General features: G+C 73.9%; 10 protein-coding genes. 7 read left to right on the top strand and 3 right to left on the bottom strand.

The features are described from left to right. Positions 1-245 (bottom strand): Lrp/AsnC family transcriptional regulator (locus J1M38_RS06325; RefSeq protein ID WP_206501208.1); only part of this gene is annotated, 245 nt, incomplete at its 3' end. Positions 246-368: 123 nt separating this feature from the next. Here J1M38_RS06325 and J1M38_RS06320 point away from each other — a divergent pair. From J1M38_RS06320 to J1M38_RS06295, 6 genes are all read left to right on the top strand, one after another. Further along, positions 369-1,799 carry a DUF6421 family protein gene (locus J1M38_RS06320; protein ID WP_206481391.1) on the top strand — a complete coding sequence of 477 codons (1,431 nt, stop codon included), beginning with the start codon at positions 369-371 and terminating at the stop codon, positions 1,797-1,799. 3 nt (positions 1,800-1,802) lie between these two features. After that, entirely contained in the window at positions 1,803-2,477 is a 675-nt protein-coding gene (locus tag J1M38_RS06315) for an SDR family oxidoreductase (RefSeq protein WP_095695183.1), read from the top strand. Between the two features lie 5 nt (positions 2,478-2,482). Beyond that, entirely contained in the window at positions 2,483-3,556 is a 1,074-nt protein-coding gene (locus tag J1M38_RS06310) for a low specificity L-threonine aldolase (RefSeq protein ID WP_095695182.1), read from the top strand. A gap of 211 nt (positions 3,557-3,767) precedes the next feature. Then, complete coding sequence (locus tag J1M38_RS06305; RefSeq protein ID WP_241246535.1) at positions 3,768-5,159, top strand: amino acid permease; 1,392 nt, start codon at positions 3,768-3,770, stop codon at positions 5,157-5,159. Between the two features lie 84 nt (positions 5,160-5,243). Continuing rightward, a complete protein-coding gene (locus J1M38_RS06300; protein WP_342356209.1) occupies positions 5,244-6,272 on the top strand; it encodes a hypothetical protein in 1,029 nt (342 codons plus the stop codon). A 33-nt stretch (positions 6,273-6,305) separates the two neighbouring features. Continuing rightward, entirely contained in the window at positions 6,306-6,854 is a 549-nt protein-coding gene (locus J1M38_RS06295) for an NYN domain-containing protein (RefSeq protein WP_036316538.1), read from the top strand. 22 nt (positions 6,855-6,876) lie between these two features. On the opposite strand, the gene J1M38_RS06290 is transcribed toward J1M38_RS06295, so the two are convergent. Beyond that, complete coding sequence (locus tag J1M38_RS06290; protein ID WP_036337152.1) at positions 6,877-7,725, bottom strand: HAD family hydrolase; 849 nt, start codon at positions 7,723-7,725, stop codon at positions 6,877-6,879. Positions 7,726-7,798: 73 nt separating this feature from the next. Between J1M38_RS06290 and J1M38_RS06285 the strand changes: the two genes are divergently transcribed. Then, positions 7,799-8,875, top strand: a complete 1,077-nt coding sequence (locus J1M38_RS06285) for a malate dehydrogenase (RefSeq protein WP_095695179.1) — start codon at positions 7,799-7,801, stop codon at positions 8,873-8,875. A 103-nt stretch (positions 8,876-8,978) separates the two neighbouring features. Here the strand turns inward: J1M38_RS06285 and J1M38_RS06280 are convergent, their stop codons facing one another. Further along, entirely contained in the window at positions 8,979-9,899 is a 921-nt protein-coding gene (locus J1M38_RS06280) for a carbohydrate kinase (RefSeq protein WP_010079702.1), read from the bottom strand. Between the last annotated feature and the right edge of the window lie 129 nt (positions 9,900-10,028).

Here is a 10,028-nt window from a genome sequence, read left to right as displayed (position 1 = left end):
GGGGCGTCGTCGGGCTGGCGCGGGTCCAGCGGGCTGATCTCGATGAACGCGGAGAGCGGCCTGCCCACGGCCTCGGGGTCGAGCAGCGCACGGTAGCCCGTGATCACGCCCGTGCTCTCGAGCCGGCGCAGGCGCGCCTGCACCGCGGAGGTCGACAGGCCGACCCGCTCGGAGAGCTGGGCGAGCGTGGCGCGCGGGTCATGGGAGACGGCGGCCGCGAGCCGCGCGTCGACAGGGTCGTCCATGCGCCGCACGCTATCAGCCGGCCCCAGCCGCCGGGTTGACAGCCCCATGCCCTCATGGAACCCTTCCGGCAAGTGATTCGCATCACCGGATATTTTCCGGCGCTTCGACCTCAGGAGGGTTCCATGTCCACCATTCTGCAGCCCGCCCGGGCCGACGTCGTCGCCCCGGAGACCCCGGGCGACGCGCGCACCGTCGAGACCCACCCGGCCTGGCTCCGCCTCAAGGCCGCCGCCACCGCCCTCCAGCCCCTGCAGGTCAAGGACGGCTCCATCCCGGACCCCGCGGACCACGCCGCCGCGCGTGAGCACGTGGAGACCATCGTCGCCGCCGTCGAGGAGCTCGCCCCGCTCTTCCCGCACGACGCCGCCTACCTCGCCACCCTGCCCCGCGACTTCGCCCGCTGGGCCGACGGCGGCTTCGCCGAGCCCGACTTCCTGGACTCCCTCGTCGCCTTCCAGCCGCAGGACCACCGTGTCGACGGCGTCCGGCACCTCGTGGTCTTCCCGATGTACACGCAGAACGGCTCCCCCGACCGGCACGTGGAGGCCCTCGTCGTCGAGACCATCTGGCCGGAGTTCATCGCCGCACTCGAGGCCGGCGACTACGGCAACCGCCTCTTCGTCTCCCTGCGCCTGATCGACTTCACCCCCGGCTACGACACGAACTCGGCCGTGCTCTTCCCCGAGACCGTGGCCATGCGCGAGATCCCCACCTTCACGTGGGGCGCCATCTTCCAGGACCGCGAGGCCGCCCGCTTCCGCCGGGTCATCACCGCCGCCGCCGAGATCACCCAGCTCGAGCTCCCGGCCGAGCTCGCCGAACTGCTCTCCAGCCAGGAGCTCGCCGAGGGCACCTTCGTGATGTGGGACCTCATCCACGACCGCACGCACATGCGCGGCGATCTGCCCTTCGACCCGTTCATGATCAAGCAGCGCATGCCCTTCTTCCTCTACACGCTCGAGGAGATGCGCTGCGACATGACCGCCTTCCGCGAGTGCGTGGCGATCGAGCGCCGCCTCACGGCGCGCGCCGCCGCCGGCGAGCAGCTCACCGCGCTCGAGGAGCAGACCCGCCGCCACGCCGGGCTCGTGCAGCACGCCGTCCTCTTCGACCGCGTCTTCCGCTTCGCCCTCACCGGTTCCCGCGTCCGCAACTACGACGGCCTCGGCGGCCAGCTGCTCTTCGCCTGGCTGCACCGCAAGGACGTGATCCATTGGCGCGACGTCGAGCTCAGCGTGGACTGGGACCGGCTCGCCGACGCCGTCGTCGAGCTGGGCGACGCCATCGACACGCTCTACTGGGAGTCCATCGACCGCCCCAAGACCGTGCACTGGCTCCAGGCCTACGAGCTCGTCTCCTCCGTGGTCACCCCGCACCCGGCCTCCGTCTGGGCGCAGGGCCTGCCGCGCGAGGTGCTCGCCGGCCCGCCCAAGGGCTACACCGACCTCGTGCTCGACGACGAGTTCCCGTTGTCCATGTTCTTCGAGGCCCTCGAGAAGAAGATGCGCGGCGTCATCGAGTCCACCGCCGGGATCCGCGGCACGGGCGACTGACCCGTGGCCGCCCTGACCGACCGCGCGGTCCTGATCGCGGGCGCCACGAGCGCCTCGGGCCGGGCCGCCGCCCGCACGCTCCTCGACGCCGGCGCGCACGTCGTCGCGACCGGGCGCGACGCCGCGAAGCTCGCCCCCCTCGCCGCGCTCGGCGCCGAGACCGCGGCCCTGGACCTCACGGACGAGGCCGCCGTCCGCGGCCTCGTGGAGGACCTGCACGCCCGCGGCACCCGGATCGACGGCCTGCTCCACCTGGTGGGCGGCTGGCGCGGCGGCGGGGGCCTCGCCGGCCAGACCGAGGAGGACTACCGCGCCCTCGAGGCCTCGTTCACGGCGCTGCGGCACGTGAGCCGGGCCCTCGACGACGACCTGCGGGCCTCGTCCGCCGGTCGCCTCGCGATCGTCTCGTCCCCGGCGGTGACCCGGCCGCTCGCCGGCGGCGCGAACTACGCCGCGGTGAAGGCGGCGAGCGAGGCATGGACCCGCGCGGTGGCGCAGGGCTGGGCCAAGGCCGCCCGGGACGCGGGGACCCCGCTGCGCTCGGCGGCCGTCGTGTTCCGTGTGCAGTCCCTCGCCGGGCTCGAGGAACGGCTGGCCGAGGAGTGCACGCGACTGTGGAAGGCTGAGGCGGGCGCGCTGAACGACGCCGTCCTCACGCTCCAGGAGAAGGGAACGTAACTGACATGCAGAGGATCCACGATCCGCAGGAGCGGGGCTTCGCCTCGGACAACTACTCCGGCGTCCACCCGGAGGTGCTCGCGGCGATCGCCGAGGCCAACGGGGGCCACCAGGTCGCCTACGGCGAGGACGTGTACACGGCGCGTCTGCAGGAGGTCGTGGCCCAGCACTTCGGCAAGGACGCCACCGCGTGGCCGATGTTCAACGGGACCGGGGCGAACGTCGTCGGGCTCCAGGCCATGCTGCCCCGCTGGGGCGCGGTGATCTGCGCGGACACCGCGCACATCCACGTGGACGAGGGCGGCGCGCCGGAGAAGTCCGCCGGGATCAAGCTGCTGCCCGTGGCCACCGACGACGGCAAGCTCACCCCCGAGCTGATCGCCGCCGAGGCCTGGGGCTGGGGTGACGAGCACCGTGCCCAGCCCCTGGTCGTCTACCTCACCCAGTCCACCGAGCTCGGCACGGTCTACACCCCGGACGAGGTCAAGGCCATCACGGACTACGCCCACGAGCACGGCATGCGCGTCTACATGGACGGCGCCCGCATCGCCAACGCCGCGGCCTCCCTGGGCCTGCCGCTGCGCGCCTTCACCACCGACGTCGGCGTGGACGTGCTCTCCCTCGGCGGCACCAAGAACGGGGCGCTGCTGGCCGAGGCCGTCGTCGTGCTCGACCCGGACGCCGCGGACGGCCTCGTGTACCTGCGCAAGAACCAGATGCAGCTGGCCTCGAAGATGCGCTTCGTCTCGGCGCAGCTGCTCGCCCTCTTCGACGGCGACCTGTACCTGCGCTCCGCCCGCCACGCCAACGCCATGGCCGCCCGGCTGCGCGCCGGCATCGAGGCGGGGGTCGCCGACGGCTCGCTGGCCGGCGTCGAGTTCACGCAGGCCACGGACGCCAACGCCGTGTTCGCCGTCCTGCCCGAGGGCGTGGCCGACCGGCTGCGCGCCCGCTTCCGGTTCTACGACTGGGACGCGGCGCGCCGCGAGGTGCGCTGGGTGTGCGGCTTCGACACGACCGAGGAGGACGTGGACGCGTTCACGGCCGCACTGCGCGCCGAACTCGTCCCCGCCGCCTGACGGACGCGCCCGGCCGGGATACCCTTCTACCACCGTGCAGCAGGGTGGGACGCCGCGGCCTTCGACGCGCGTCCGACCGCTCCTCCACCGAAAGGCCACCGTGGACACCAGCGCACCCCGGACGTCCCCGTCGACGCCGCGCGCCTCCGCCGCCCACGCCACCCCCGAGGGCGGCTCCCTGCGGCGCACCCTCAAATCCCGGCACCTGACGATGATCGCCATGGGCGGCGCCATCGGCACGGGCCTGTTCGTGGCCTCGGGCAACACCATCGCGACCGCCGGCCCCGGCGGCGCCCTTGCGGCCTACGTGGCCATCGGCTTCATGGTGTTCCTGCTGATGCAGTCGCTCGGCGAGATGTCCACGTACCTGCCGGTCTCCGGCGCGTTCGAGGAGTACTCGACCCGCTTCGTGAGCCCCTCGTTCGGCTTCGCCATCGGCTGGAACTACTGGTACAACTGGGCGATCACGGTGGCCGCCGAGCTCGTCGCGGCGGCCCTGATCATGCGGTACTGGCTCCCGGACGTGCCCTCGTGGATCTGGTCCGCGACCTTCCTCGCGCTGCTCTTCGGCCTCAACGCCCTCTCCACGCGCGCCTACGGCGAGAGCGAGTTCTGGTTCTCGCTCATCAAGGTCGCCACCGTGGTGATCTTCCTGGTGCTCGGCGTCCTGATGATCGTCGGCATCCTCGGCGGCTCCTCCCCCGGCTTCCACAACTGGACGGACGGCGAGGCCCCCTTCGTGGGCGGCGGCGCCGGCATCCTGGCGATCTTCATGGTGGCCGGCTTCTCCTTCCAGGGCACCGAGCTGGTCGGCGTGGCCGCGGGCGAGGCCGAGGACCCGGAGAAGAACGTGCCCAAGGCGATCCGCACCGTGTTCGTGCGCATCCTGCTCTTCTACGTCGGCGCGATCACCGTCGTCGGCTTCCTCATCCCCTACACCAGCCCCCACCTGCTGGGCAGCGACGTCGAGGACATCTCGATCTCCCCGTTCACCCTCGTCTTCGAGAACGCGGGCGTGCTCGCCGCCGCCTCCGTGATGAACGCCGTGATCCTCACGGCCATCCTCTCCGCGGGCAACTCGGGCCTGTACGCCTCCACCCGCATGCTCTGGGCCCTGGCCGACTCCGGCAAGGCCCCGCGCTTCCTGGCGAGGGTGAACCGGCGCGGCGTGCCCATGAACGCCCTCTACGCCACCACCGCGGTGGGCGCGGCGTGCTTCCTGACCACGTTCATCGGGGACGGCGCCGCCTACGTGTGGCTCGTCTCCGCCTCGGGCCTGGCCGGGTTCATCGTGTGGATGGGCATCGCCTGGAGCCACTACCGGTTCCGGCGGGCCTACGTCGCGCAGGGCCACGACCCGAAGGACCTGCCCTACCGCGCCTTCCTGTTCCCCCTGGGCCCGATCGTCGCGCTGGTCATGTGCGCCGTCGTGATCCTCGGGCAGAACTACCAGGCGTTCATGGGCGATGTGGACCTCGTGGCCGTGGCCAGCGCGTACCTCGGCCTGCCCCTGTTCCTCGCGCTGTGGCTCGGCCACAAGCTCGTCACCGGCTCGAAGCCGGTCCGCTACGAGGACGCCGACCTCACCCGCGTCCTGGACTGAGTCCCCCACCTCGGAGGTCGCCGTGCCCGCCCCTCCTCCCACGCTCCCGCCGCCACCCACACCGCCCGGGGCCGCCTGGTCTGGGTGGACGTCGCGCGCGGTCTGGCCCTGGTCTCGATGATGGTCGCCCACGCGGCGCCCACCGGCGGCCCGGGCGGGGTGCTCCACCTCTCCGAGTACCTCACCGCGCCCCTGTTCGCGGCGCTCGTGGGCGTGGGCGCGCGCCTCGAGGCGGAGTGGCTGGGCCGTGGCCGGGCCGTGCCTCGCGCGCTCGTGCGGGCGGCCGCCCTGTGCGGGGCGGCGTGGCTGGCCGGGCACTTCGGGGCGGCCGTCGTGAACGTGCTGGCGCACCTGGCCGTGCTCACGGTGCTCATGGCACTGCTGGCCGCCCTCCCGCTCGGCGCGCACCTCGTGCTGGCCCTCCTCAGCGGCGGGGGCGGCCTCCTGCTCGCCGCCACGCCGACGGCCGACGTCGTCGACCGGCTCCTCCCCCTCGCTCAGGCCCTCGGGCTGAGCCGCGCGACGCTGACCCCGTGGGTCTCCGCGTTCCTCACGGACGGCCCGTACCGTCTCCCCCTGTTCCTCGCGTGGGCGCTGCTGGGGGCGGTGCTGGTTGCCACCGTCCACGGCACGACGACGGCGGCCCCGGCCCGGCGCGTGCGCCTCACGGGACTCGGCTGGGCAGCCGGCGGGACCGCGCTGGCCGGCGTCGTGCTCGCCCTGTCCCGGACGCAGACCGGCGCCGCCCCCGTGCCCTACACGGCGACCCCGGCGGAGGCCCTGCTGGACACGGGTCTCGTGCTGACCGTGCTCGGCGCGTGCGCGGCCCTGGCGCCGCGGCGGGCCGGGCTGCTGGCCGTGCCCGGCGCGATGACGCTGTCCGTGTACGTGGCGCACCTGTGGTACCTCGGCTGGGTGCGGGGGCTCGGACCCGGGCCGTGGCGCAGCGCCACCGGCACGGACGACACGTGGTTCAACCTGGCCGTGCTGGTGGCCGGCGCGCTGCTGCTGCCGCCGCTGTGGCGGGCCGTCGTGCGCGTCGGCCCGTTCCGCGCGGGGCCGCTGGAGGGCGTCATCCGCCTGCTGACGGCCCCGTTCGACCGCGCGCGCTGACCGACGTCCACCCCAGCGGGTAGCCTCAAGAGCGTGAGCGAGCGAACCACCTACCTGCTGATCGACGGCGAGAACATCGACGCCACCCTCGGCACGTCCATCCTGCAGCGGCGCCCCCAGCCCGACGAGCGGCCACGCTGGAAGCGCCTGCTCGGCTACCTCGAGGACCGCTGGGACCAGCCGGTCAAGGGCCTGTTCTTCCTCGCCATCGACGGTGAGATCCCCATCCCGTTCGTCCAGGCGCTCACCGCCCTCGGCTTCCAGCCGATCATGCTGCGGGGCGAGGGCAAGGTCGTGGACATCGGCATCCAGCGCACCGCGGAGGCGCTGCTGGGCCGGGAGGACGACGTCGTCCTCGTCAGCCACGACGCCGACTTCGCCCCCCAGCTCACCGACCTCGCGGCCACGCCGGGCCGGCGCACCGGGATCATGGGCTTCGAGGAGTTCCTCTCCCACGAGCTGCGCCGCATCCCCGGGGTCGAGTTCTTCGACCTGGAGCACGCGGTGGGCGCGTTCGACTCGTCCCTGCCGCGCCTGCGCGTGATCGACGTCGAGGCGTTCGACCCGAACGAGTTCCTCTGACCCGCCGGGGGCGGCCCGCGGCTCAGTCCGTGGGCAGCTCCAGCAGGCGTTCGACGGTGGCGGCCACCCCGTCGTCGTCGCACGCCCCGACCACGCCGTCCGCCGCGGCCAGCAGCGACGGGTGCCCCGAGGCCACGGCCAGGCCGAGACCGGCCCACTGGAGCATCTCCAGGTCGTTGGGCATGTCCCCGAACGCGACGACGTCGGCCGGCGCGACCCCCCGGCTCGTGGCGAACTCGGCGAGGGTCGCGGCCTTGTGCACGCCCGGCGCGGACATCTCCACGAGCGCGATGCCGGGCGCGGAGTGCGTGGCACTCACGAGCTCGTCCAGCTCGGCGCGGGCCGCGGCGAGGAAGGCGTCCGGGGACAGGGTGTCCGAGCGGGCCAGCAGCTTCACCACGCCCAGCCGACCCGGCAGCGCGGCCTCGAGCGTGGCCGCCGCGTGGACCTCGGCCCGGAACTCGGCGCGCTCGGAGAACGCGTGCTCCCAGAAGAAGCCCTCGAGGGTCTCGGCGCCGAAGGACACGGTGCGGTCCAGGGCGCGCAGCCGGTCCGTGGCGGTCCACACGGCCTCGACGGGCATGGGGTGGGCGATCAGGACGTCGTCCGTGGCGGTGTCCACGACGACGGCGCCGTTGGAGCAGATCACCGGTCCGACGGGGCCGAGCTGCGCGCTCAGCGGGCCGAGCCAGCGGAGGGGACGGCCGGTCACGAACACCACCTCGACGCCGGCGTCGTGGGCGTCCCGCAGCGCCGCGATGGTGCGCGGGCTCAGGCGCCCCGACCGCGTGTGCCGGTACCCGATGATGGTGCCGTCCAGGTCCGTCGCGATCATCCGCGGACGGCGCGAGGGCAGGGGCAGGGCGGGCATGCGCCCAGTCTAGGCCGGGGCCGTGCGGCGGGCCGGGGTGTCCTCCGCGGGCGAGCGGGGGCACGATGGGGGCGTGGACACCGCACAGCAGACCACCGCACAGGACACCGCCCCGGACCCCGCGTCGACGACGCCCCGCACGGTCACCGTCACCGGCGCCGCCGGCAACATCGGCTACGCGCTGCTCTTCCGCATCGCCGCCGGCGGGATGCTCGGCCCGGACACCCCGGTCCGGCTGCGCCTGCTCGAGATCCCGGCCGCCCTGGGCGCCGCGGAGGGCACCGCCATGGAGCTCGCCGACGCGGCCTTCCCGCTGCTGGCCGAAGTGGAGGTCACGGACGACCCGGCCCGCGCCTTCGACGGGGTCCAGCACGCGCTGCTCGTCGGCGCGCGGCCGCGCACGAAGGGCATGGAGCGCGGCGACCTGCTCGAGGCGAACGGCGGGATCTTCGGGCCTCAGGGCCGGGCGATCAACGACCACGCGGCGCAGGACGTGCGGGTCGTCGTCGTCGGGAACCCGGCCAACACCAACGCGCTGATCGCCGCCGCCCACGCCCCGGACGTGCCGGCCGCGCGCTTCACGGCGCTGACCCGGCTGGACCACAACCGGGCCGTGGCGCAGTTGGCCGCGCGGGCCGGCGTCGCGGTGACGGACGTGTCCGGCGTGACGATCTGGGGCAACCACTCCGCCACCCAGTTCCCGGACCTCACCCACGCCCGCGTGCGGGTGGACGGGACGTGGCGGCCGGCGCTCGAGGTGGTGGACCCGGTGTGGGCGAGCGAGGAGTTCGTGCCGCGCGTGGCGAGGCGGGGCGCGGAGATCATCGAGGTGCGCGGGGCGAGCTCGGCGGCCTCGGCGGCGTCCGCGGCGATCGATCACCTGCGCGACTGGACCCTCGGCACCGGTGTGGACGCGGACGGTGCGCCGCGCCGGACGTCGGCCGCGGTGGTCTCGGACGGCTCCTACGGGGTGCCGGAGGGGCTGATCAGCTCGTTCCCCGTGACGTCCGACGGCGGCACCGCGTGGCGGATCGTGCCGGGGCTGGAGCCGGACGAGTCCGTGCTGCCGGGTGAGGGCGGGCGGCTGGCCGCGACCGTCGCCGAGCTGGAGGCCGAGCGCGACGCCGTGCGAGGGCTGGGCCTGCTCTGAGGCGGCCGGGATCGTCTGCGTCTCTGACCCTTCTGGGGGCGTCCCCGCCCGCCGGAAGGGTCGGATGCGCAACAGATTCGTGCGAGGACGGGAGGGCGTGGGGTCAGTCCGCCAGCTCGGCCCGCGTGGGCGGGTCCGCCCCCGGGCGGGAGGCCGTGATCGCCGACGCGCGGGAGGCGTAGATCAGCACCGACTCGACGTCGGCCGGGTCCATCGCGTGCAGGCGGCCGCGGTTCGCGGCGCCGAGCAGGGAGCGGTCGTCGAGGGCGGCGAGCAGGGCGGCGGTGAACGAGTCACCGGCGCCCACGGTGTCCGCGACGTCCACGGGCACGATCGGGCGCTCCACCACGCCGTGCGCGGTGACGGCCACGATGTCCTCGGCGCCGCGGGTCATCACCACGAACGCCGGGCCCATCTGCTGCCACGCCTGCAGCGACTCGCGCAGCGGGCGGTCCGGGTACAGCCACGCGATGTCCTCGTCCGAGGCGTGCACCACGTCCGCCAGCCGCACGGACTCCTCCGCGCGGGCGCGGGCGAACGCCCGGTCCGGCACGATCGTGGGCCGCACGTTGGGGTCGTAGCTGATGGTCGTGACCGCCGAGATCCGCTCGAGCAGGGCCATCACCTCGGCGTCGCCGGGGGCGAGCATGGTGGCGATGGAGCCGGCATGCATGTGGTGCAGCGGGCCGCCGGCGGCGTCGTCGAAGTCCCGGGCGAGCGCGGCGGCGGGCGGCAGCGTCCAGTCCAGCTCGAACTCGTAGCTGGCGGCGCCCGTGGGGTCCAGGCGGGCGGTGGCCACGGAGGTGGCGGCGGCATCCGGCTCGAGCAGGCAGCGCACGCCGTTCTCCCGCAGATGCGAGGCGATCATGTCCCCGTGCGCATCGCGGCCGAGGCGGCCGGCGAACAGGACGGGCCGCTCCAGCCGGCTCAGGCCCACGGCCACGTTCAGGGGGCTGCCCCCGACGTGCACGCGGGGGGTCGCGGTGTCCGAGACCACGACGTCGACGAGCGCCTCTCCGATCACACCACAGTACTGAGCCACGCGCCCCACGGTACCCTAATCACCGGCGCGGAACCGGGGCTGTGCTCAGGCTTCCAGGCCCCCGAGAAACGCCCGACACCCCCATCCCCGACCTGTCCCTTATACACATCT

The organism is Micrococcus sp. KRD070, assembly GCF_017168435.1.
Classification (GTDB): domain Bacteria; phylum Actinomycetota; class Actinomycetes; order Actinomycetales; family Micrococcaceae; genus Micrococcus; species Micrococcus luteus.
The sequence above is the reverse complement of the archived record's forward strand: the minus strand, read 5'-3'. Positions and strand labels throughout refer to the sequence as shown.